Raw genomic sequence first — 571 nt, 5'->3', positions numbered from 1 at the left:
CGTGCAGAACGAGCAATCAAACCGTTCGTCATAGGCAGAAAAAACTGGTTGTTTAGCCAGACTGCCACCGGCGCTAACGCGAGTGCTATCCTCTACAGCATCATTGAAACGGCCAAGGCTAACGACCTCAATGTGTTCGAGTATGTCATGGTTAGCCTAGAGCAGCTCAGCAAACCCGAAGTCGATATCGAGCAGCTACTACCATGGCAGTTTGCTAAACGCTAGGTGGGATCACCGGACGCTTACACAACAGCCCGATGGAGCGCTTCTTTAGAAGCTTAAAAACAGAATGGATACCGATGACCGGCTATCGGGATATCGGTAAGCGTCCGACAAACTGCACCTTCATATTTTAGCTATCAGCCACCATCATTGTTCTTCTGATTTATAGGAGGACAATATGTTTAATAACAGTACCCGGCTTGATGTCACTTTGATATGCGGCATCACTGATATGCGCAAGTCGATAGATGGTTTGAGTAACATTGTTGCTTATAGCTTGCGACAAGAGCCCTGTAATGGGCACTTGTTTGTTTTCTGTAATCGACAGCGCAATAAATTGAAGATTTTT

The 571-nt window shown here is 45.9% G+C and carries 2 protein-coding genes; one reads left to right on the top strand and one right to left on the bottom strand.

The genetic code is table 11. The annotated features are described in order from the left end of the window. The coding region (locus L1D47_RS21030) for a transposase domain-containing protein (RefSeq protein ID WP_239886242.1) at nt 1-225 on the top strand (225 nt) is incomplete at its 5' end. Nucleotides 226-385: 160 nt separating this feature from the next. Here L1D47_RS21030 and L1D47_RS21025 read toward each other — a convergent pair. Next, on the bottom strand, nt 386-571 hold a 186-nt coding region (locus tag L1D47_RS21025), incomplete at its 5' end, for a hypothetical protein (protein ID WP_239886648.1).

The sequence above is a fragment of the Shewanella sp. Isolate7 genome (assembly GCF_022398425.1).
In the GTDB taxonomy this organism is placed as follows: Bacteria; Pseudomonadota; Gammaproteobacteria; order Enterobacterales; family Shewanellaceae; genus Shewanella.
The sequence above is the reverse complement of the archived record's forward strand: the minus strand, read 5'-3'. Positions and strand labels throughout refer to the sequence as shown.